Genomic DNA, 23,441 nt, shown 5'->3' on the forward strand with positions numbered 1-23,441 from the left:
CACAAGTTAGATAAGAGGTAAAAGCGCTGTTTAATTTACATCTGTCTCGTCAACAAGCAACAACACCCAACGCGAAAGCTGATATTTCCTCAAATAACTGAAGATCAGAGGGCGCTGTGACTGGTTTTCATCACTTGTTTGTCAAGTTGGTGGAAGGTAGTGCATCCCTGGCTAGGATCAACAAGAAGAGGAGATCAACAGGCTAGTAGATGTTTGGGTGTTGTTGTTTGTAATTTTGTACTAGAATTAAATAGAAAGAGACATTGAAAATAGCGCCTTATGTCAATTATTGCGCTCAGAGCGTGGTATCTACCGGATTACGAACCGATTACAGAACTGGAGAAACGTCCTCCAGATATTCGGCTGAGTAAAAAAAGCTTATTAAAATCAGGATTGCGAGCAGACTTTTTAGAGGATAGCGACGCAGTAAAAACATCAACTTGGTTTAGGCAATATTTAGAAGGAGAAAATATTGAGTTTTATATTGAAGGCAGCGGTGGATATTCTGTAGCTAACATTGACTTGATTAGTCATGAAATTTATTTTACTAAACAGGCTGTATTAGCCCAATTAGATCCGACAATATATTTCTGTTATCAAACCGAATATGGGACAGCTAATGATCTCCTCAGAGAAGAACTGCTGACCACTTTAAAAACTATAAATGAAAAATCGCATTTTCCCCTAACCTTAGTAGAATCACCTCGTCCGAAGAATGCTTGTTTGCGTTTAAGTCGCACCCACATGAGAAAAATCCGTAAGAGTTTATTATTTATTGCGGATACCACTGCCATTACTAGCATTGACAGTCAGGAAACAAATCAATTAATTCCCAGTCCTAATGTCTGTGTGGAAATGGGGTATGCTATCCACAGTAAACGAACTGAACAAATCTTACTGGTACAAATGCAACGTCCAGACTTGGCAGGGAAATTTCCTTTTGATTTACCCACCCAGCAGGTTTTGCAATTTGAAACCGGTGCAGAACTCAAGGAAATGCTGACAGGAATGATTGAAAACCAGTTGGCTAAATTCAAATTATTTTAGATAAGTCCTAGATACAGCAAATTGCAGATTAATGAGGTACAGAATCTAAATTCAAAGCCAGACAGCAATCCAGTTTTAATCCTGACTCAGTGACTCCTAACTGGGCGCAGGCCCTGCGCCCCTACCTCCTAAATTCTGACTCCTGACTCCTGACTCGGTGACTTCTAGATAATTCTTTTCATAATGGTGCGACGTGGTTAACAATAGAGAAGATGTATTTTTAGTAGTGTAAATTTATGCCTAGAACTCCTAACGAATATGCTGTCTTTTTGCTGTTAGACAATGGACATCGTGAAGAAGTGCGTTTTTCTACTTTTCCAGAATTTCAAAAATGGTATAGCGGCGTGTTAACTCCAAAGCATGATTCAAATGAGTTTATTAACGTACCGATTAAGAATATTCAAGGCGAATATCTAGTGGTGCGTCCGTCAAAGATTGCAGGAATTCGGGTAGAACCAGTTTTTAATTCTAGTATTGAAAGATAAACATGAGAAAAAACCTTACTTTGCTTGCCTTAAGCCTGGGAATTGCTTTTATAAATCCACTTTCCGCAGTTATAGCTCAAGCTCCTAATTCACAGCCAGTCACGATACCAGTTACCCCGGAAATACCACCTGTAGTACCAGCCCTCCAACCGATTGATTTAGAAACTGTTTGCACCCCCCAAAATTGCTTAGGTTTAGATGAACAACTTTGGGGTAAACGGCGGGATAAACAAGCATTGCTGACCTCCATAGATAACAGTTTGCGCTATTTGGCAACCAGTAAAGCTGTTACAGCCTATCAAAATTACCCCATTAAGGAAATTACTCTCAGTCGGGTACGACGGAGTTTGGTACGCTTTCGGCAACTGGTTGTGAGTTCTCGGTCAGCGGCTGAACTACAAGCTGCTGTGCGACGGGAGTTTGTCTTTTACCAGTCTGTAGGCAACGATGGTAAGGGGACTGTTAAGTTTACTGCTTATTATGAGCCTGTCTATACTGCCAGCCGAGTTAGGACTTCTGTATACAAGTATCCTCTTTATCGTCTGCCACCGGATTTCCAGAAATGGCCAAAACCTCATCCTAAACGGGTTGATTTGGAAGGCAAGAATGGGTTGCTGGGGGATAAAAGCAGGTTGCGAGGTTTAGAACTTCTCTGGTTTCGTAATCGTCTAGACGCATACATGGTTCATATCCAAGGTTCTGCCCAAATTAGATTAACTAATGGACGCAGAACATCCGTTGGTTTTGCTGGAGGAACTGATTATGCTTGGACTTCTATTGGTAGAGAACTAGCAAAGGATGGGAAACTGCCTCTGAGTGGTTTAACCATGCCTAAGTTAATTGCTTATTTCCGCCAAAATCCCAAGGAGTTAAGTAATTATTTACCACGTTGGGAAAGATTTGTTTTCTTTGCAGAAACTAACGGTACGCCAGCAACAGGTAGTATTCTTGTTCCTGTCACTGCGGAACGTTCCATTGCTACAGATAAGTCTCTGATGCCACCGGGCGCACTGGCATTGATTATCAATTCCTTTCCCTATCCTACTAGTCGTGGCAAACTGGAATCTCGTCTAGTTAACCGGTTTGTTTTAGATCAGGATACAGGTAGTGCGATTAAAGGACCGGGAAGAGTTGATTATTTCATGGGTTCTGGTCAATTAGCAGGCGATCGCGCTGGTATTACCGGCGGCAATGGTTCACTATTCTATTTATTTCTAAAAGAATAGAAGAAGGAGTCAGGAGTCAGGAGTCAGGAGTCAGGATAAAGAAAGAAGGAAGAAGAGAGAAAAGAAGAAAATTCCCTCTGCCCCTCTGCCTCCCTGCCCCCCTGCTTTAATACGGTGGATAACCAAATTCATCGTCGTCCGCATATACATAAGAATTGGTAACACCAGATGTTTCTACCTTAGAAGCTTCTGGTTTAATCACTTCCTTACCAAATTCTTTGTATTCTTCAAAAGCCTTACAAATAATTTCCGACTCAGGAGAATCTGAGGCAATCATATAATCGGTTAAAGTTGAAATTGTGGGATGTTTATAATCCACAGTTGAAGCCACCAAAGCAATATTTGGTTCTATACCTCTTTCCTCCGGTTCAATGATAGGACAAAATATCCCATGAGCATGGAACAAAGGCCCTTTAGGAGTTAGTGGTTTCTTTTGAAAACCAGCATAAGCTTTTTCCAATTCCCCAGCAAAACCGCCAGTAATTCGCCCTTGTTGATATTCAGCGTAATTTTTCCCAAAACTAGCGCCGGGTGAACCACTCAGAGTTAATTGCAGAGGTGATTGATGCAAAAACTTTTTATCCTCACCAACTAAAAAAATCAAATGGCGAGTATAAATTTTAAATTTAAGTTTATCAGCTAAAAACTCTTCTTTGTAATCTTTGTATGTACCTAATCTAGCCTTGGTTTCCCGATCTTGCACCGATAACGGACCACGACGCACAATCACCAATTTAGGAGTAGTAGTAATAAATATTGTTTCTACTTCTCCAGAACTAAATTCATGTTCCACCTGTTGCCAATTATCATCCGGCTGAAATCCCACAGATTGAGCATTATCGCGGCTAATCGCTAAACCATAGCTTTGTAAACCATCTGTACCATAGCGAGGATTGATCATTAAACCCCAGGGAATCACTTGGGACGGTGGGGCGTTAAATTTTTCGTCTTCAAAGTCGAACTTAGCAGATGCTTTCATGATTTTAGAATATCAGTGTGTTTAATTTAATAAGTCTATCGTTTGTACCATATCTTGTACCATCTATCTCCGATATTAGACACTTTCTGAATTAGATTGTAACAATTTTATTTAACAATTAATTATAAAACCCGTAGGGGCGGGGTCTCCCCGCCCTCTTGCTATTATTTCCCCCTTCCTCAATTACAATGCACCAGCCGCAGTTTTATCGAGAACACTATTACTTAAATGCCCAGTAATATTCATCGCTTGCAGAACCGGATAACCTTGAATACCATCAGGATAATCAATCACACTCACAGCACCATTACCTTGACGGAAGTTCCAGAAATTTTCGTTAGATAAACCCAGAATATGGCATAATAAGGTCTTATTAGTGGCATCATGGGCAACTACTAATCCTAGTTGTAATTGCTGATTTTGGGCATTTTCGACTATAGTATTCCAATCAGCAACACTGCGTTCCTTTACCTGTGATAAATTTTCCCCTTCTGGCATTTGCACATTAGCAGGAATTGTGCGCCAACTTTCTAATTCTCCTGGAAATTCTTGCTCAATTTCTGATTCAAATTTGCCTTCCCAAAGTCCGTGACTAATTTCTCTTAAACCAGCAAATAGTTCTAATTTCAAATTGGTATGATATTTTAAGATAATTTCCGCTGTTTCCTTGGGACGGGACATAGTGCTGCTAACAGCAAAATCAATATTTACGTCTTTGAGAAATTCTGCGGCTTTTGCGGCTTGGTTTCTACCATTATCATTAAGGGGAATATCAATTTGTCCTTGAAATTTGCCTTGACGATTCCATTCGGTTTCGCCATGACGGACTAATAATAATCTTACACCTTTATGACCAGGACGCAGAGAAGGGAAAGTTTCTCCCAAATGTTGCGTTTGATTCATGGATTCTAACTGCACGGGTTCACCTAAACCACCGCTAAAATTCAAGATACTAATGCCGCAGTTAGATTGTTGTAAGCAATGGTAACGACTGGGAGAAATTCCCAAAGCTGTGCTAATTAAGGCGCGATTGATGCCATTATGACCCACAATCAGGATAGTTTCGCCTTGGTGTTGGGGGAGAATCTCTTGCCAAAATTCCTTGGCTTGGGCGTATAAAGCCAGAACTGGGAAATGCTCGTATTGAGCGGAGCCGAAATGTTCTCTAGTTCCTGAAGGTTCATCTAAAACCATGCGAAACTCCTGGGGACGTTCTTTCCAGGTGCGGTAATCTTCAGTAAACTTTTCTTGGACTTGACTTGTGGTCATTCCTACCCATAAGGGTAAATCAACTTCTACCAACTGTTCATCAATTTGAATGACGGAAGATTGTGTAGCTAATTGACTGCGGATAATTTCGGCTGTTGATTTTGCTCGCTGAAGGGGACTACTATAAATAGCTTGAAAGGAAATACTACTGAGGGCTTTACCTGTTTGACTGGCATCATTTTCACCTTTTGCGGTTAATGATGAGGCATCAGTCCGCCCTTGAATACGTTTTTCTATATTGTAGGTACTTTGACCATGACGCACAATGATCACACGGGTCATTTTTTGTCTTCCTTTATATCAAAGGAATAATTTTACTGCAAAATGTCCCAGTAAGTCACAAGAGTTCAGAGAAATGCAATGTGGTAAAGGTTTTCCTTGAGCTTCTAGAAATAATCTTAGCATTGCTTCTAACTAAGCTAAGTGAGTAGGCATGAATGCTAGGATTGGGGCAAAGGCGCATAGTGCTACTAAGTCCTCGGCGCACCACCACAAACAACCCGAAAACCAATAGCGTTGTAGGTGTTGTCAGGTTTCGGGTTCTCGCCGTCGCGATAAGCAGAACGGCAAAGAATAGGACCGTTGCGCCACGAACCACCCCGCACCAATCTTTCCCTATTGTTTTCTTCATCATATAGCCATGCACTTGCATCTGTTGGCGCACCTTCATAGTTATCATGCCAATGGTCTTGACACCATTCGTATACATTGCCGTGCATATCGTATAATCCAAAGTTATTAGCTATTCCAAAGCTGCCTACTTCTGTTGTTTCTTTTCTATAAACTGCCTTTGGTCTATCGTCATCAGAACCTGACCATATATTATATTCTTCATTATCTGTACCCCGATAATTTGCTAAATCCGTTGTAATCGTCTCTCCAAAATGAAATGGCGTGGTTGTCCCCGCTCGACAGGCATATTCCCATTCAGCTTCACTGGGTAAACGATATTGTCTTTTAGTATGATTTGAGAGGCGATCGCAAAACTCAACCGCATCTTCCCAAGAAACAGGTTCTACAGGGCGATTATCACCCTTAAATCTAGACGGATCTGGTTTTAGCTTATGGTTCACTTGTGGAAATGCAGCTACAGCCCTCCATTGTGCTTGTGTGACTTGATACTTACCCAGACAAAAGGCTTTGATGGTAACTTGGTGCTGGGAATATTCATATTTTCTGCTACCTTTCTCTATTTGTGGTGAACCCATCATAAAAGTGCCACCTGGAATCATCACCATTTCTAATGGAATACCATTACCTAAATCTTCAATAAAATACTGTGCTGTTTTTTCATACTCATGAATAATAATTTTAGTCCTGGCCGTACCACTACATACAACCCGAAAACCAATAATATCGAGGGGGTAGTCGAAGTGGATCTTGCAGCGAGAAGCAGAACGGCAATTTCCAGGATAGTCGTACCACGAACCACCGCGTAGCACTCTGCTATTAAGACCTTTTTCGTGTTTATCGCTTAACCATGCGCTACCCTCTGTCCGCGCACCTTTATAGTTACTATGCCAAACATCTTGACACCACTCTCGAACGTTGCCGTGCATATCATATAATCCAAAATTATTAGCCAGTCCAAAACTGTCTACTTCTGTTGTTTCTTTTTGATTAATTCCTTTAATCCCATCGCCATAAGTGTAGTCACCATGATAGTTAGCTAAATCCGTTGTAATCGTCTCTCCAAAGTGAAATGGCGTGGTTGTCCCCGCTCGACAGGCATATTCCCATTCAGCTTCACTGGGTAAACGATATTGTCTTTTAGTATGATTTGAGAGGCGATCGCAAAACTCAACTGTATCTTTCCAGGAAACAGACTCTACAGGGCGATTATCACCCTTAAATCTAGATGGATCTGGTTTTAGCTCACGGGTTACTTGGGGTAACTGAGCTACAAATCGCCATTGTGCTTGCGTTATTTGATATTTACCCATAAAGAAGGGTCGCACTGTGACAGAATGCTGGGGACTTTCATCCTTTTGGCGTTTCAATTCTTCTGGTGGCGAACCCATGATGAAAGTACCACGAGGAATTGCCACCATTTCTAGTCCTATGAATCTTAATTGTGTTTGTTGCAGTGGTAGTTCAAAGTTTTGCTGCAATTTAGCCTGTTCAGCAGGAGAATTTACATATATCAAATTATTCTGTAGGCTCTTTTTTTCTTCTGATAAATTATTTTTCTCGTTTGATAAGTAAAATAACTGCTGCTGTTGTTCTATTTGCTTATCATTGCCTGAATAATTTTCTATTCCTTCAACTAACAACTCTACAAAAGAAAATGCTTGTTGTGTTTCTCTGTTAACAAATTGCCCATGAGCGTCAACAGTTACTACTTCAAAATTAAAGGGTTGTAACTTTTCTGTCTGCTCATCTTTTAGCGAAATTTCTTTTACTTTAAACTCAAAAGATGACAGCGTGACTGCCATTACTTCTGCAAGTATCTCCTCATCTGATTTCTTCAATTGTTGTGCCATCGCAATATAATTATCTCCTAAATAAATCCCTTAAGATACTAGCTGCCACTTCGGCAAAAGGACGAAGAATGCCTTGTATATCTCAATACCTTATCCATTTTCTGTAGCGACTGTCTTAATTGTCAAGCGATAGCTTTGTATCTTAGAGGTATGTTAGAGACAGGATCAAAGACATCTACTGTAGCCGCATGACTAAAACTGCACAGTAAATTTGTCAGTCAGAACTCGATTTATTAATTACAGTAGTGACTTGAGTAAAGTTTTACTAATATTTCGCATGGAAGAAACAATGATATTTAAAATACAAAATTAATCATTAACCAATACTGTAGCCAATTTACGAGGGTGAGATGATGATGCTTTAACCATTAACTCCCAATTATCTGAGGCTTGGCAACAATAATCAGTCCTAAAAAGTCCTTTAAGGTTTCCCACTAGGTTTTTTTAACGTATTAACAGCAAGATAAGGGTTTCAGATGACCAACTACATTTTTATGGAGACGCTTATGTATGCTTATTTTTGCCAGTTTTGCCAAAAATTATCAAGACTCTTATTTTGGCTACAGTATTGATTATCGTTTCAAGTATTATCAAGCAAATTATGTACAAACAATTGATTAAACCAATTATCTTTATCGTTACCAGCATAGTAACAATCTTGCCACAGGTGAGTATTGCTGCACCAAAGGGTTTTCAGTCCCCTAGTGGTAATATGTTTTGTGAGCTAATGCCGGGGGAAATAAACAGTTTAAGATGTGAAATCAATTCTTCACTGAAACCCAAACCGTCTCAACCTTATTCTGGATATTGCGGGTTTGATTGGGGAAGGGGTTTTTTGTTACCTGCTGATGCTAGACCGGAGATTTTGTGTATTACTGATACTATCGCTGATAAGAATAAAACTGTTTTAGCCTATGGACAGACTTGGAATCATGGCGGTTTTAAGTGTGTTTCCCAAAAAACTGGTTTAACTTGTACTAATAAAAATGGGATTGGCTTTTTTCTCAGTCGGGAAAAATGGCGTGTTTTCGGACTTTCTCAGCCTTAGTTAAGTTTTGTATGGCTAACTATTTTTTACGTAGACAGAAAAAAGCAATTATTATATGATGAACACATTAGCCCGATTTTTGGCAAACCTAGAGCGGGGTCAAAAACCCTGGGGGTCCGCCAAATCGCCAGAACCTTGATAATTAAATACTTTCAGCACTTCATCAGTTCAATTTGGCTGTTGACCCGAAGCCTGAAATGAGGTTTTAAATGAGGTCCGCCAAAATCCCGTCTATAGTCTGTTCTCAGACTATGTTTCAGAGGGCGGGGTTTCAATTTGCATAATCCCCGCAAGGGGACTGAAACACGATAAAATCAACACCAAGAACCTTCTTGGGATTCGGTTTCAATTTGCATAATCCCCGCAAGGGGACTGAAACCCCACTGGTACTCCTATTACTATTCCAAATCCAGACCCAGTTTCAATTTGCATAATCCCCGCAAGGGGACTGAAACAATAATATCGAATCACAGAACCTTGATGCAAATGATGTTTCAATTTGCATAATCCCCGCAAGGGGACTGAAACGTAATTCCCCAGTGACAGCCTGTGCTGCTCCTCGTTTCAATTTGCATAATCCCCGCAAGGGGACTGAAACAATGTAATTTTTGCTGGATTAGCTGCTGGACTAGCGTTTCAATTTGCATAATCCCCGCAAGGGGACTGAAACTAAGGTTATCGGATTTTGAGACAGGCGTTAAGCGTAGTTTCAATTTGCATAATCCCCGCAAGGGGACTGAAACTCCATCGTCCCTTCAAGTGGAACGCCGTAATCAAGTTTCAATTTGCATAATCCCCGCAAGGGGACTGAAACATTTTCTTCCAAAAGTTTATAAATTAAAATTCCTTCTAGGTTTCAATTTGCATAATCCCCGCAAGGGGACTGAAACTATTCTAAGGAGAAAATACTAAACTTTCTCACAAGTTTCAATTTGCATAATCCCCGCAAGGGGACTGAAACATCTTGGGGCGCGGGTCATGTAAACTGGCTCTTTGTGTTTCAATTTGCATAATCCCCGCAAGGGGACTGAAACGCCCCATCTGCATCCATCACCATCTAACTCAATCTGTTTCAATTTGCATAATCCCCGCAAGGGGACTGAAACCTGGGTGATGTGATAACAACGTCATAATTAATAACGACGGTTTCAATTTGCATAATCCCCGCAAGGGGACTGAAACACTTAATAAAGCCCCTAAATGATAATAGGTAACTTTGGTTTCAATTTGCATAATCCCCGCAAGGGGACTGAAACGCTAACATCCCAAACACCCAACGCCATTTGTGATGTTTCAATTTGCATAATCCCCGTAAGGGGACTGAAACTTTAAGCAGTGGTCTACCACTTCTTCCATTCTTGCTAGTTTCAATTTGCATAATCCCCGCAAGGGGACTGAAACAAGGATTTGTCAACCCCTAGAATAAAAAAATATTTGTTTCAATTTGCATAATCCCCGCAAGGGGACTGAAACGTTAATTGTGAATATCAAGAATTATGCAGCGTCGCATGAGTTTCAATTTGCATAATCCCCGCAAGGGGACTGAAACTTCCGAACTGTACCATCTAAATCGAGAAATAGGATTTGTTTCAATTTGCATAATCCCCGCAAGGGGACTAAAACTTAACGTAAATTGATGTCCCTTCAAGTCCACCAGCCAGCCAGGGAATAAATTCCCTGTCTAAAAGCTAAAGTCGGTTAAAACCGACTGTTTTGGCATAAATAGGATAATTTTTGATTTTGAATTATACTCAAAACGCTTAGGGCATGGACTTTTGTAAAATCACGAAAAACCTTGATTTGTAGGGGTTTAGCACTGCTAAACCCTCGCTTAAATCAAATAATTAAGCTGTATTGAGTATAACCAGAGTGCGTTTTAACGCACTTTAGCTTTTAGACAGGGAATTTATTCCCTGGCAGGTTTCGCTGCTAAAGGGGTTAAAATAGATGAAATATCGCCTAAAATCACCCTTGATCTAGAACTACCTACTCAAATCCCATGGCCGCTGCCACAGCCTTAATATCAGCATCAATGCCCTGTTTGAATTGAGCATGACTGTGTTTAATAGCCGTATCTGGATCTTTCAAACCATTACCAGTTAAGACACAAACCACCGTTGCCCCCGTGGGAACTTCGTCCTTCACCTGTAACAAACCAGCTACAGAAGCCGCACTAGCCGGTTCACAGAAAATCCCTTCCGATGATGCTAAAAGTCGGTAAGCGTCGAGAATTTCCTCATCTGTAACCGACCGGAATCTTCCCTGACTAGCTGTTTGCGCCGCAATGGCTTTATCCCAACTGGCGGGATTACCAATTCTAATGGCTGTGGCGATGGTTTCAGGATGTGCTACCGGTTGACCATTTACCAAAGGTGCAGCGCCAGCGGCTTGAAAACCCATCATTTTCGGTAAGCGATCGCATTTACCATCTTGATGATATTGACAAAAACCCATCCAATATGCTGTGATATTCCCCGCATTCCCCACCGGAATACATAACCAATCGGGGGCATCACCCAAGGCATCAACAACTTCAAAAGCCCCGGTTTTTTGCCCTTCTAAGCGGTAGGGATTGACGGAATTTACCAAGGTAATGGGATAACTATCTGCCACTTCCCGGACAATTTCCAAAGCGCGGTCAAAATTGCCCTTAATAGCTAATACCTCCGCGCCATACAGTAGCGCCTGTGCCAACTTACCTAAAGCCACATAGCCATCGGGAATCAGCACAAAGGGTTTCATTCCCCCCCGTCTAGCATAGGCAGCGGCAGCGGCAGAAGTATTACCAGTGCTGGCACAAATCACAGCCTTAGCACCTGCTTCTGCTGCTTTAGAAATTGCCATTGTCATCCCCCGGTCTTTGAAGCTACCAGTGGGGTTAAGTCCATCATATTTAACATACACCTTCACCTGTCTGCCAATACGTTCGGCGATCGCTGGCACGGGAATCAAAGGCGTGTTACCCTCTAGCAAAGTCACCACCGGGGTTTTTTCGCTGACAGGCAAGTATTGACGATAGGCTTCTATCAGCCCTGGCCACGGTTGGCAATGAGATTTAGCAGCAGACAGGCTCAAAGTCACAGGATTAAAAATTTCTTAATTTAAGGATTTGCAATTGGGAATGCTTTTGGATAAGTATCCCACTTTTCAAGTCTATATGTTAGTTGCGGAACACCGTAATAATGAAAAAATATTCAAGGCGGTTTTAACCACCCATGTCGCTTCCCTCTCAGGGCTAAAGCCACGCTTGTTTTTCACTTACCGGATATCTTTGTGATAAAAACTATATAATGTCTTAACAAAGATTAAGATAAGTATATTATACTATCTACAAATGGTGTGAGTTAAATTTCTAATGCCAACAACTATGTCTACTATGTCATCCAGTGTTTCCGAATGTGAATCCCACGCTAACTTGGTCAAGAAGTTAACGAAGGCGTACTATCGAGACGATCAGCAAGTTAAATTTATTAACTTGCAAGCAGAGGTGGATTCCCTTTTAGAGCAATTGCAAAATCTCAAAAGCGAACAAGTGGAAGCTCCCAGCGACGAAGAGTAAATTACCAGTTGTGGTAACTACTTAAATCGCTGATTAGTTTGTGACCAACGTTTCAAACTATATCCCTGCCTATTTTCTACCAGTAACGCTAGAGATTGATCATCGGTAAGTTGAGCGATCGCTATTAGCGTTTGCTGGTTTGCGCGGGCAAAATCACTATAAATAACATTACTATCCGCCGACAAGATCAGAGTCCGGGGGCGTTTTTGACTATCTGCCGGTTTAGAATTATTACCATCCAACTGATTTAAAGCAGCGATCGCATCATCAGAAATAGTCAGCACAATCTCCTCCTGTTGATCATTCGTCAAATCAGCCAATTGAACAGGCCAATCAGCCATTTTTTCCCGCATTTCCTGAACATCAGGAATCACACCAGCAGTTAGATCACCCGACTGTTGTAATTTTCGCCATACAACCGGCAGCACAGACTCTACCAACTGAGGTTTTTGTGGATATAAATCCTTCACAGTTACCGGAGACGGTTGTACCCATGTTAACGCATCCACAGTCAGAGCTAACGGTCGAGGTTGGAAACCATCAACCTGACTCTCAGGCAACGCAGAACCCAACATTAACAACCGTAAACCCTGCCCCCTCACTTGTACAGCCTTAATCGTAGTTTGAGAAACCTCCTGTTCTCCATTAGGTTTCCAGACAATAACCTGCATACTGGGGTCAGAACTAATCCCCAAAAGTTTACGCCAAAATTTTCGAGGTTGATTTTCCAGTTGGTCAAAATTAGCAAACGGATAACGTAACCAACTTGTACCATCATGAAAAGCACTAACATCCACCTGATACCAAACTTGATTATTAGTAATTTTCAAATCAGTTTGCAGAGATATTGGCAACCAATCCTCCTCATTAATACGACTAACTTGTTTCACAGTGCCGATAATTCGACTTTTATGGGCATTGATTTTATCATCATCAAGCTTAGTTAAAATATCTTGAATATAGTTAAGTGTTTCCCCATTAATATTCGGTTGTGCTTGCAACCAATCATTAGCTCTTTCTTCCCCCCGTTGCACCTTAAAAATTAACGCTACCCAAGCTAAAACTGCACGACGATTAGGATTAAGTCGCAACGCTACCGCAGACCGATTCCAAATCCTCCCCCTATCAGTTTGTAATAAATTAGTAATGTCTTGACCATTATTAGGGGAATTTTCCAATACCTGCAAAGCCTTTTCCCAACGACCATCAATAATATCTGCTGTAACTTGTTGATGAGGACTTGCCCAATTTTTCTCAGCTTGCATTCTTGTAAATTCCGAATGTAACCGGATCACATCTATTTGCGCCCGTGCTGCCGCTGAAAAAGGCTGCTTACGCTGTTTTTCTAAAGATTTCAACCATGTAAAAGCAGGAGTCCAAAGTCCATTTCTAGCTAATAACAGAGACTGTTGAAAAGCAAATTCATCAACGGCAGGTTTTTGGAAATTAATTGCTTCCAAATAAATAGAATTAGCCACTAACTTACTCGGTTTAACTTGATAAACTTGCAAATTTGGTTCTACATTTATCGTTTGATTAATAATTAATTCTTTGGAATCATTACCCGTTATCTGTTGCCATTTAGGTAACTGTCCATTGCGGGTTTTCCAAGATAACATTTTTTGTAAACTTTTTAGAGGAGGATTGTAATAGACAATTTGACCATAGGTAATATTATCATCGTTATTTTTGTGTTCACCCCGCAAATAAAACCAAAATCCTGGAAACAGTTGAGGATCTGCAAAAGCTTTTACCTTAGTTAGAGGTAAACGGATCTTTGTTTCTTGATTGTCTGATTCAGAAATAGTTGCACCTGAAGAGGATTCTATAAAACTTTTTGATAGACCAATAACAGGTAATTTGGTAATTAAATAGTAGTATTTTTCTGACTGAAATTTATATTCCAAATCCTGGGAAAGTTTATAAATTCTCAGTTCTACCAATTCTTGACAATGAGATCGACAATTCTTGCGTTTTTGGAAAATTGGTAATAAAAAAGATGCCTCTGACTTACCATCTAAAGGCATAATTTCGCCAAATAGACGTTGTTTTTGAGTTAAACCAAGTTCAATAGCTGTAAGTGTTTCCGGTAGTTCTCGTTTACCCGTAGATATTTTTGCCCATTTTGGTAAAAAATCATTCACCCAGCTAATCTGGGCAGGATTTAAAATAAATAGCACACTAATCCAACCAACACCAATAATTACACCAGTGCTGCTTAACAACAGACCCATTGCCAACGTAGACCATAACCAACTATAACGTTGGGAACGTTTGGGTAATTTTTTAACATTCTTTTTCGTAATACCTTGAGGAGGCTGATTCAGCCCAGCAGCTTTTGGTCTGCGTTTGCGGGGTTTATTGATCATCTGACTATGACTAGCACTGGTAGTTTGATGTTGTTCAAAATTAGGACTTACGCAAGTGTCTAAACATCTGTTGTAGGGTGCGTCAGATATCAACAATTTGTTTATTTGTAGCATTTATGCAGTCTGACGCACCCTACCAATGTGCCAGTTGCGTAAGTCCTGAAAATCATCCATGATAAATTCTGACAAACTTAGTGCAATTTCGCCAGTGTACTAGGGTAAAACTTAAAACTTCACTAAAATCCCCGACTTGCTGAAGATCCCTGACTTCTCAAAGAAGTCAGGGATCTTGTTTGTTGAATAGGTATATTTTTGATCAAATCATCAACTGGGACAAAAGGGTCAATAAAAAAGGTTTGGTTGTCAACCAAACCTTGACTTAAATCCAGTGCATAACAACATCCCGAATCAATTTAACCTATATGATCTATTTTCAGCATCTTCCTATAGTATGTATGCAAATGTCATAAAACCTGATAGGAAATCATTGGTCATTGGTCATTGGTCATTGGTCATTGGTCATTGGTCATTGGTCGTTGGTCATTGGTCATTGGTCATTGGTCAGTTGTAATAGGAAAGTTATTTTATTATTACTTCTATTACCTATTACCTATTACCTCTTTCTGAGATAAATCTAATAAGTTGGCTAACTTATAAACTGTTCGCGCACCGACATTACCATCCCATTCAGCATCACCAACTTCACAAACATCAAAACCAATAATTTCTCTACCACTATTTACCAGTTCGCGGAATAGACAATAAACTTGTTCTAATTCCAGTCCTCCGGGGACAGGAGTACCTGTATTGGGACAAAGTTTGGGGTCTAAACCATCAATGTCGCAGCTAATATAAACTTTTTCTGGTAAATGATTGATAATTTCTCGACATAAATCCAACCAAGTCTTACCAGAATATAGTTGTTGTTTAATTACTGAATCATAATAACCAATAATGCGATTATTTGACTGATTAATTATTTGAACTTCATCATGGCAAATATCTCGGACACCTACTTGCACCAATTTAGAAATTTGCGGTATTTTTATGGCGTTAAACATAATGGACGCATGAGAAAATTCAAATTCCTCATAGGCATTACGTAGGTCTGCATGGGCATCAATATGTAAAATTCCCCAATTATCATATTGATTAGCTAAAGCTTGAAAATAACCTAATGGTGAACTGTGATCACCACCAATGACAGCAACTCGTTTACCTTGATTCATTGCTGCTTGCGATTGGGTAAATAACCAATGATTTACCTGTTCCCCAGCTTGGTTAATTGCTTCTAGAACAGGAGTTAAATCTGGTGAATCTGTCAGGCATTTACCTTGGGCTTGACGTTCAATAATTATGGCTGCTTGTTGACGATAATAGTTATTTTTTTCGATCATTTCCTGGGGAATTTCTACCATAAATATTCCCTGCTTCCAACCATCAGGATGATCAAAATCAAATAAATCTATTTGCAATGAGGCATCTAAAATTTGCTGTGGACCGTTGGCCGTTCCGGCACGATAGGAAACGGTGACTTCCCAAGGTATAGGGAAGATAATTAAATTGGCTGAGTCGTAATTAAATGGTAATCCCATGAAGTTGCCATTTTTTTCGGCTACGCTGTTGGGATTGTATTGTTGTAGTAGGTTATTCATTGATTAAGTAGGTGTTGGAGAAAAGTAAATTACGAATCTATAAAATTACGAGTATAGACTTTTTGGTTATAATCTTGCCATTGTTGAGGTGATGAGTTAGGAAATCCGGTTAATGTTGCTGATTGGATATATTCCATAAATGGCCGACGCAAATGTTCGTAGTTTGCAAAAGATTCAGCTATAACTTGTAGATTGTCCCAATCATTATTTTTTGCAATTTTAGCGATGAGGTTGGCAATTGTGAATGCGTCTTCTAAGCCTTGATTTGCTCCTTGAGCCATGAAAGGGGGCATTCCATGAGCAGCATCACCAATTAAGACAACTCGCTGTTGATGCCAGGTTGGTTGAATGGTGGTGTCGTTAAATTTATTAATAACAGGATGAATGTAGTAAGGACGCTGCTCCATATTGGCAGGAGGAGAGAGACTGACTAATTGTTTGAGGGAATCAGGAAAACCAGCTTTTTCTATTTCTTGTCGAGCTAAATTTAGTAACTCAGTCTCGGTTTTTGTTTGTAAGGATTCTAGAGGTACAGGTAAATGGAGAATATATGCAAATTGACCATTTCTGCAAAATAAAATCATCCTCACATTATCATAACAATCAGGATTTACAGATGTTTGATCATTGTTGATGGTGACAACTGCTGAATTTTTTAAAAAATTGGATTCTATTTCTGTTTGTATTTCCTGGGGAATGTCAGTTATGCCGCGACAAGATATGGCTGCAAATCCAGAGTATTTAGGTTTAGCAAAAGCTGTATTAGGAGTATTTTGGTAAATTATTTGTCGAACTTTAGAGTTAATTCCATCGGCACCAATAATTAATTTAGCGCGGAAAGATGTTGTGGCTAATGTAGGAGAAATATTATCTAGATTTGGTTGTGAATTTTCCTCAGAGGTTTGATTTTCTTCCCAATTAGCATAGGGATTAGCTGCAATGCTGGTATCAGAGGTGCAATCTATCCGTACACAGTTAAGTTGTGGCTCATCTATGACATGAATACAGCGATGATTAGGTTTTACTAGTTCTGGGGGGAGAAGATTTCTGAGGATGGTTTGTAATTCATACCAAGCGATGGAAACTCGACCTTCACCATATTTTTGAAACCAGTAATCAAAACTGAGGGGGATTGACCGAATTAATTGTCCTTGGAGATTTTTAACAGACCATGCTGAAGAAGTTGTGGGGGAATTTTGCTGATTAGATAATGTGGGTTGGGTTACGGCTGTATAGGCATTAATATCTAAAGATTTGAGTGCTTTTAAGCCATTAGGGAGAAGATCCAATCCTCTGCCAATTTGCCGAAAGGCACGAGTTTGATCAATGACTAATATATTTTCGATACCGCGTTTGTATAAACCAATAGCTGTGGCTAAACCAATTGGCCCAGCACCAACTATAACTACATCATAGATTTCTTGAGGGTTCAATGTATGTTGATAATCTAATACCATAAGATTGAGGATTGTGAAATGATTGTTAAAACTTGATATAGGCTTTTTTGTGAATATGATTAAGAACGACGGGTATTTAAACAACACCATTCTTTTCTTTTCCAGAGAGTAGCTACAATCCAACCATTTTGTTCTAAAGCATCAGCAACGGCTTTGGATTGTTCTAATAAAATACCACTGAATATACCCCAAGTGCTAGGTTTGGTAATGGCGGTCATTTCTGGGAGTAATTCGATAATTACATCTGCTAAAATATTGCAAACAATCCCGTCTACAGGTTGATCAATTACTTTCCGTACCGTGTCTACACTACCCTCAAGGGGGATTAAAGAATCTGGACGAATTTCATTAAGAGTGCGATTACTAAAAGTAGATTTTACGGCTAAAGGATCGTTATCAACAGCATAGACTTTACCAGCACCTAATAATATTGCCCCAACCCCTAGAATACCTGAACCACAACCGATATCGGCAATGATTAAAGGTTTTTTTGGTTCTTCTGTGTCTAGGAAAGATGGGGGAATTTCACCGAAGCGCATTTCTAGGGATTCTAAACAGAGTTGAGTGGTGGCATGATTACCTGTACCAAAGGCTACGCCTGGATCAAGACGAATTACCAATCTGTCTAGGGATTCAGGTAACGGTAGCCAAGCGGGATTAATGAGAAAGCGATCGCCTATTTCTTCCGGTTGCCAGTGTTGTTTCCAGCTACTAGACCAGTCTTCCTCATCAATTAAGCCCCAATTCAACAAAGGTGCGGTGAGTCCTACACACAGGGCATCTTGACGCAGCCAGAGCGATAAAGCAGCCAAATCTAGCAGTTGTACTTTAAAGGTGGGTAAATAAGCCTTAACAAAAGAGATATTACCCTTAATTTCTACTGCTGTACCACGACAGCCAAAATTTTCTAACCGCCAAAATATAGTTTCTTCTAAATCTGGTTCAGATAAAATATTTAATTCCCACCAGGTATTTGCCATAGAATTTTAGATTATTGGTAATGGGTAATTGGTGATTGGTGATTGGTGATTGGTAATGGTGTAAAATAAACGATGATTTTTGTGATTAAGATGATTTGTATAAATATCAAACTAAACTATGATTGTGATGATTATCAAAGACAATCCAATGATTGAATCATCTTCATCAAATCAATCACAAAAATCACAGTTCAGACATCATCCCCATCAAATCAATCACAAAAATCGTAGTCCAGAATTAAAGTGTGACTGTATAAGCGTCTCGAATACCTTCCACTTTTTTAATTTCCGCTAAAATGCCATCGGGTAAAGGATCATCAATACTCAGAGCCATCACAGCATCGCCACGAACGATTTTCCGACCTACCTGCATACTGGCAATATTGACATTAAAGCTACCTAGTAGAGAACCCAGTTTACCAATAATACCGGGCATATCACGGTGTCGGGTAAACAGCATATATTTGCTGGGAGGAACGTTAATGGGGAAACCGTCAACATCCGTTAAGTGGATTTCCTTATCACCCAACAAAGCACCTGTAACAGAATGTGTACCTAGAGTCCCTGTGGCTTGAAGATGCAACGAACCAGCATAATCCCGTGCCGAAGCGTCCCTGGTTTCAATAACCCTAATTCCTCGTTCTTTGGCTTCTATGGTGGCGTTGACATAATTTACCCGTTCCCGCAGGGCTTGGTAAAGAAGTCCTTTGAGGGCAGCTATGACCAAAGGTTGACTTTTATTAGTTGCCAGTTCTCCTTGCAGTGTAACATTAAGTGTCTCAACTCTGCCGCCGGTGAGTTGACCAACTAAGTTCCCCAAGGTTTCTGCTAATTCCATGTAAGGCTTGAGTTCTTCCAGAATATCAGGGCCAAGTCCAGGAATATTCACAGCGGAACGGGCGGGTAGTCCTAATAACACATCCCGAATTTGTTCAGCCACATCTATGGCGACGTTAACTTGGGCTTCAGCAGTGGAAGCACCGAGGTGAGGTGTAAGAATAACATCTTTACCGAGCGATCGCAATTCTGATTCACCTAATGGTTCGGAATCGAACACATCTAACGCCGCCCCAGCAATTACACCATCTCTGATTGCCACTGCTAAAGCCGCTTCATCAATAATGCCACCACGAGCGCAGTTAATAATCCGGGTAGTGGGTTTCATTAACGCCAAAGTTTTAGCGTTGATTAAGTTAGCGGTTTCTGTGGTTTTGGGAATGTGTAAGGTGATATAGTCGGCTTGCTGGAATAACAAATTTAAGTCTACCAGTTGACATCCCAGTTGTTCGGCTCGTTCTGTGGAGATAAATGGATCATAGGCTAGGAGTTTCATCCCCATAGCCTTAGCGACACTAGCAACATGAGAACCAATTTTTCCTAACCCGACAACGCCGAGGGTTTTTTTGTATACTTCCGAACCAACATAACTTTTACGGTCCCATTCACCACGTTTTACTGAAGCATTAGCATCAGGAATATGACGAGATAAGGACAACATCATGGCTAAAGCGTGTTCGGCTGCGGCAATGGTATTACCTTCTGGGGAATTGACGACGACAATCCCTTTGCGGGTAGCTGCGGGAACATCAACGTTGTCCACACCCACACCAGCACGGCCAATAATTTTTAATTTTGTACCGGCTTCTATAATTTCTTGAGTAACGCGAGTTCCAGACCGGATCATCAGCGCGTCATACTCGCCAATGATGGCTTTTAGTTCATCTGGTTTGAGGCTGGTTTTGACATCAACTGTAGCTACTTGGGAAAGAATATCAATACCAACTTGATCTATTGGATCTGAGACAAGAACCTTGGACATAATTACTTGATTTTGGTTGACAGGGTTTGCTGTACAAGACTTTTTAGTTTAATCTTTATCTGTGGCACTTGGGGAAAAATTATCTATTTTTTGAGAAGTCAGGAGTCAGGAGTCAGCAGTCAGGAGAAGAAAGAAAGAAGAAAGAAGAAAGAAGCAAAAATATTCTCCTTATTTAGCAATTACCAATTACCAATTACCAATTACCGAATTTCACTAAATTTTCTTTTCTCCACATCACGTCTCTTTTCCTGTTTGTCTTGACTTCTAAAACTCTAATTCCTGTCTTTGGTAAATACTTTAATCTATTTTCTAATTCTTCCCAAGAAGTAATTAATTCATGTTGCACATTGTAAGTCGCGCATAACTGAGAGAAATCAATGTTTTGGGGTGTGGCAAAAAATTCCTCAAAAGGTGGATTAAATTTGGCAATAGGTAACATTTCAAAAATTCCTCCACCGTTGTTATTAATTAAGATAATTGTTAAATGTCCAATAAATTTATTGTTAATCAAAAAACCATTGGTGTCATGCAATAAGGATAAATCTCCTGTTAACATCACACTACTTTGCTGATGATGTGCTATTCCTAAAGCAGTGGAAAGTGTGCCATCAATGCCATTTGCGCCTCGATTAAAATAGGGTTTAATTCTCAAATTATTGGGTTTCCAGAAAAATTCCACATCTCGTACTGGCATACTATTAGCAATAAATATGGGTGTTTCTGGTGGCAGGATTTGGGAAATTAACCAAGCAACTTTACTCTCGATTAATTCATCTACATTTTCCAAATCATCATCAATATTTTTTCTGACTTGCTTTTCTGCTGTACACCATTTTTGTAAATACTCACTTTCTCCCAAATTTTCAATTTCTAATTTACTAATTTCTGTGACTGAAATTCTTAAATGGGTGGTTTTTCCATGTAAAGGGTCTAAGTTTTGATCACAATTATCAATGACAAAACGTTGTGGTTTAGCACTAGTTAAGAAATTACGTAATTCTTTACTTGTGGGCATTTCGCCAATTTGAATAACTATTTCTGGTGTTAATTCTTGGGCAAGTTGTTGATTTCTGAGAATAATATCATAGGTAGAAATTAAATAGGGATTTAAGTCTGCGTAATTTCTAACGGGGGAAAGTCCTTCAGCTAAAACAGGCCATTGGAGAGTTTGACAAAGGTGGGCGATCGCTCTACAATACTCCTCCGGGGCTTGTGGTTGGGCTACACCAGCGATGATAATGCCTTTTTGACAATTGGTAACTGGTAATTGGTAATTGGTAATTGGTAATGGGGTGGAAACTATTCCCCCAAAAAAATCTTCCACATCTAAGGTAAACTCTGTACCGTCGGGAATGGGCGCGAGAGGGTCACGAAAAGGTATATTTAAATGTACTGCGCCAGAATTGGGAAATTGACAACGTTCCCAAGCGTGAATTACCGTTTGTCGGAGATAATCTAACATTCCCATATCTGGAGAAGGTATAGTTAATTCCCCTTGCCAATTGGGATAATTACCGTATAATTTCACCTGATCAATAGTTTGTCCAGAATGACAATTTCGCAATTCTGCCGGTCTATCAGTGGTTAATATTAACAAAGGGACGCGACTTTCCCTAGCTTCAATGACCGCTGGATAAAAATTTGCCCCCGCAGTTCCCGAAGTACAAACTAATACTACAGGTTTTTCCGTTGCCTTAGCTTGTCCCAACGCAAAAAAAGCCGCTGAACGTTCATCTAAAATGGGAATAGCTTCAATATCTGGTATTTGTTGAACAAAAGCCACCGTTAATGGTGTAGAACGAGAACCAGGACAGATAACAGCGCATTTTAAACCCAAGCGTTTGAGGGTTTCTGTTAATACATAAGACCAAAGGAGATTAAGATTATTAAAAGTAAGTTGCATTGATTAGAGATTATGGACTGTATTCATTTAACAGGAATTCGTGGCTATGGTTATACTGGATTTTTACCAGAAGAACAAACATTAGGACAATGGTTTGAGGTAGATGTGAAATTATGGGTGGATCTTTCCAAACCTGCTAAAACAGATAATATTGAGGATACTATAGATTATCGGCAGATAATTAGCTTAGTGCAAAATTTGCTGAAAACCTCAAAGTTTGCATTGGTGGAAAGACTAGCTGGAGCGATCGCTGATGGTATTTTAGAGGATCAGGAGGGGATTAATCAAGTACAAGTTATTCTCAGTAAACCCGCTGCACCTATTCCTGATTTTAGCGGCAAAATTAGTATCGAATTGACTAAAAGTAAAGTCTAATAGCGTAAGCGCTCTGTAGGAATCGCAGAACAAAAAAAGGGTGAAGAAATTCAAGCAACTATTTCTCCTCGAATATTATCTGAAAACAAACAAGTGACTGTATTATGTGAATAGGATTTTTCGATTAAGGATCTAGGTTTTTGATCTAAATAGGTGGTGGAGGTAAACTTTCAATTAGTAAATCTCCCGTTAGAGAGCGTAGCTCTTTTACACGATCTTCAAGAATTACTAAGGCTCTTTCTTTTTTTGTCAGCTTACCATCTGCAAAAACTTCAGCAATATTTTGATTACATAAATCAGATGAAATAATTCTGCGCCGTATTTTATCAAAATCATTATCATTACTAATCAAGTTTATCAACAATTGCTCTAAACAAATTATCCTTTGACAGAGCCGTTGATTAATATTAGCTAAATTAGAATTTGATAGAGCTTTTAAAAATCTTTTGTCACTAGTTAATATGTAAAAATTAGCTTCCTCTTTTGTTGCAGCAACAAGCAAGGCTTCTCCAGAGTCAATTCCTTCTACAGATAAGCATGGTAATTCTGAAATATCAATTGATCCCTGATCAATTTTTTGGCATTTATCAGCTATGGATTTAGCACTTTGAATACTTTGCTCTTTATATTTTCTTCTTAACCTAGACGAGCCACCAAAAAAATCTGAAGCTGTAGGTAGAACTCTGATATCTTTCTGAGATGTATTTAAACTGGTAATCATATCCCAAAAGAGATTGTATGATGCCAGTTCTAAAATGACATCATTATCAACTAAATAGACTAACAA

The 23,441-nt window shown here is 39.7% G+C and carries 17 protein-coding genes and 1 CRISPR repeat array; of the genes, 6 read left to right on the forward strand and 11 right to left on the reverse strand.

Features of this window, described 5'->3' with window-relative positions:
* Positions 1-279: 279 nt before the first annotated feature.
* The 3 genes from FJR05_RS06195 to FJR05_RS06205 all read left to right on the forward strand — a co-directional run bounded on the left by FJR05_RS06195 (position 280) and on the right by FJR05_RS06205 (position 2,758).
* Positions 280-1,047: a hypothetical protein gene (locus FJR05_RS06195; RefSeq protein WP_168643313.1), complete on the forward strand. Its 768-nt coding sequence runs from the start codon at positions 280-282 to the stop codon at positions 1,045-1,047.
* 236 nt (positions 1,048-1,283) lie between these two features.
* Positions 1,284-1,532, forward strand: coding sequence for a hypothetical protein (locus FJR05_RS06200; RefSeq protein ID WP_168643314.1), 249 nt, complete (start codon positions 1,284-1,286; stop codon positions 1,530-1,532).
* Between the two features lie 2 nt (positions 1,533-1,534).
* Positions 1,535-2,758 (forward strand): murein transglycosylase A, encoded by a 1,224-nt coding sequence (locus FJR05_RS06205; RefSeq protein ID WP_168643315.1) that lies wholly within the window; start codon positions 1,535-1,537, stop codon positions 2,756-2,758.
* 106 nt (positions 2,759-2,864) lie between these two features.
* Here FJR05_RS06205 and FJR05_RS06210 read toward each other — a convergent pair whose 3' ends face one another.
* The 3 genes from FJR05_RS06210 to FJR05_RS27175 form a co-directional block, all read right to left on the reverse strand.
* On the reverse strand, positions 2,865-3,737 hold the full coding sequence (locus FJR05_RS06210) for a DUF5895 domain-containing protein (protein WP_168643316.1): 873 nt from the start codon (positions 3,735-3,737) through the stop codon (positions 2,865-2,867).
* Between the two features lie 183 nt (positions 3,738-3,920).
* Positions 3,921-5,288: a histidine phosphatase family protein gene (locus FJR05_RS06215; protein ID WP_168643317.1), complete on the reverse strand. Its 1,368-nt coding sequence runs from the start codon at positions 5,286-5,288 to the stop codon at positions 3,921-3,923.
* Positions 5,289-5,476: 188 nt separating this feature from the next.
* Positions 5,477-7,489, reverse strand: coding sequence for a formylglycine-generating enzyme family protein (locus FJR05_RS27175; protein ID WP_168643318.1), 2,013 nt, complete (start codon positions 7,487-7,489; stop codon positions 5,477-5,479).
* A gap of 601 nt (positions 7,490-8,090) precedes the next feature.
* On the opposite strand from FJR05_RS27175, the gene FJR05_RS06225 reads away from it, so the two are divergent.
* Positions 8,091-8,537 carry a DUF6636 domain-containing protein gene (locus tag FJR05_RS06225; RefSeq protein WP_168643319.1) on the forward strand — a complete coding sequence of 149 codons (447 nt, stop codon included), beginning with the start codon at positions 8,091-8,093 and terminating at the stop codon, positions 8,535-8,537.
* A 268-nt stretch (positions 8,538-8,805) separates the two neighbouring features.
* Positions 8,806-10,160: a CRISPR direct-repeat array (repeat unit 37 nt; unit sequence GTTTCAATTTGCATAATCCCCGCAAGGGGACTGAAAC).
* A 363-nt stretch (positions 10,161-10,523) separates the two neighbouring features.
* Here the strand turns inward: FJR05_RS06225 and thrC are convergent.
* Positions 10,524-11,618 carry a threonine synthase gene (gene thrC / locus FJR05_RS06230; protein WP_096666846.1) on the reverse strand — a complete coding sequence of 365 codons (1,095 nt, stop codon included), beginning with the start codon at positions 11,616-11,618 and terminating at the stop codon, positions 10,524-10,526.
* 274 nt (positions 11,619-11,892) lie between these two features.
* Between thrC and FJR05_RS06235 the strand changes: the two genes are divergently transcribed.
* Positions 11,893-12,096, forward strand: a complete 204-nt coding sequence (locus FJR05_RS06235) for a hypothetical protein (protein ID WP_254446774.1) — start codon at positions 11,893-11,895, stop codon at positions 12,094-12,096.
* A 17-nt stretch (positions 12,097-12,113) separates the two neighbouring features.
* On the opposite strand, the gene FJR05_RS06240 is transcribed toward FJR05_RS06235, so the two are convergent.
* The 6 genes from FJR05_RS06240 to menD all read right to left on the reverse strand — a co-directional run bounded on the left by FJR05_RS06240 (position 12,114) and on the right by menD (position 22,279).
* On the reverse strand, positions 12,114-14,579 hold the full coding sequence (locus FJR05_RS06240) for a hypothetical protein (protein ID WP_371416832.1): 2,466 nt from the start codon (positions 14,577-14,579) through the stop codon (positions 12,114-12,116).
* A 485-nt stretch (positions 14,580-15,064) separates the two neighbouring features.
* Positions 15,065-16,120 (reverse strand): agmatinase family protein, encoded by a 1,056-nt coding sequence (locus FJR05_RS06245; RefSeq protein ID WP_168643320.1) that lies wholly within the window; start codon positions 16,118-16,120, stop codon positions 15,065-15,067.
* A 29-nt stretch (positions 16,121-16,149) separates the two neighbouring features.
* Complete coding sequence (locus FJR05_RS06250; protein ID WP_168643321.1) at positions 16,150-17,577, reverse strand: NAD(P)/FAD-dependent oxidoreductase; 1,428 nt, start codon at positions 17,575-17,577, stop codon at positions 16,150-16,152.
* A gap of 59 nt (positions 17,578-17,636) precedes the next feature.
* The gene (gene prmA, locus FJR05_RS06255) at positions 17,637-18,557 is read right to left on the reverse strand and encodes a 50S ribosomal protein L11 methyltransferase (RefSeq protein ID WP_168643322.1); all 921 of its coding nucleotides are present in this window, start codon (positions 18,555-18,557) and stop codon (positions 17,637-17,639) included.
* A gap of 238 nt (positions 18,558-18,795) precedes the next feature.
* Positions 18,796-20,376 carry a phosphoglycerate dehydrogenase gene (gene serA / locus FJR05_RS06260; protein ID WP_168643323.1) on the reverse strand — a complete coding sequence of 527 codons (1,581 nt, stop codon included), beginning with the start codon at positions 20,374-20,376 and terminating at the stop codon, positions 18,796-18,798.
* Between the two features lie 193 nt (positions 20,377-20,569).
* Positions 20,570-22,279 carry a 2-succinyl-5-enolpyruvyl-6-hydroxy-3-cyclohexene-1-carboxylic-acid synthase gene (gene menD, locus FJR05_RS06265; RefSeq protein ID WP_168643324.1) on the reverse strand — a complete coding sequence of 570 codons (1,710 nt, stop codon included), beginning with the start codon at positions 22,277-22,279 and terminating at the stop codon, positions 20,570-20,572.
* A 12-nt stretch (positions 22,280-22,291) separates the two neighbouring features.
* Between menD and folB the strand changes: the two genes are divergently transcribed.
* Complete coding sequence (gene folB, locus FJR05_RS06270) at positions 22,292-22,654, forward strand: dihydroneopterin aldolase (protein ID WP_168643325.1); 363 nt, start codon at positions 22,292-22,294, stop codon at positions 22,652-22,654.
* A 145-nt stretch (positions 22,655-22,799) separates the two neighbouring features.
* On the opposite strand, the gene FJR05_RS06275 is transcribed toward folB, so the two are convergent.
* On the reverse strand, positions 22,800-23,441 hold the full coding sequence (locus FJR05_RS06275) for a hypothetical protein (RefSeq protein ID WP_168643326.1): 642 nt from the start codon (positions 23,439-23,441) through the stop codon (positions 22,800-22,802).

The sequence above is a fragment of the Dolichospermum sp. UHCC 0259 genome (assembly GCF_009711935.1).
Classification (GTDB): domain Bacteria; phylum Cyanobacteriota; class Cyanobacteriia; order Cyanobacteriales; family Nostocaceae; genus Dolichospermum.